We start from the raw sequence: 273 nt of genomic DNA, 5'->3' as shown, positions 1-273 counted from the left end.
GGTCGAGCGTCGCGAAAGCCACCTGCGACCCGCCGCTCGACACGAAGAGCGTCGCGCTGTTCGAGGACGTGACGCGGATCACCGGGTCGGAGAGCGTGATGTCGAGCACCCCGTGATGGCCGGTGAAGCGCACCGAGCCGCGGTAGACGACGCTGCCGACGCCGGTCGCGACGTCGAAATCACCCCCGACCGACTGGCCGAACTGGAACTGTCCGCCCGAGCGCGTCGCTCCTCCGGAGACGGAGATCGACCCCTGTGCGATCGGACCGGTGA

Annotated in this window: 1 protein-coding gene; it reads right to left on the bottom strand. The window is 69.2% G+C overall.

What is annotated here, in order from left to right:
* On the bottom strand, positions 1-273 hold a 273-nt coding region (locus tag SB658_RS23955; protein ID WP_410602830.1), incomplete at both ends, for an HtaA domain-containing protein.

Origin of the sequence: Bacillus sp. SIMBA_008 (assembly GCF_046535495.1) — a bacterium.
GTDB classification, from domain to species: Bacteria; Bacillota; Bacilli; order Bacillales; family Bacillaceae; genus Bacillus; species Bacillus subtilis.
This window is presented reverse-complemented; position numbering and strand designations above follow the sequence as displayed.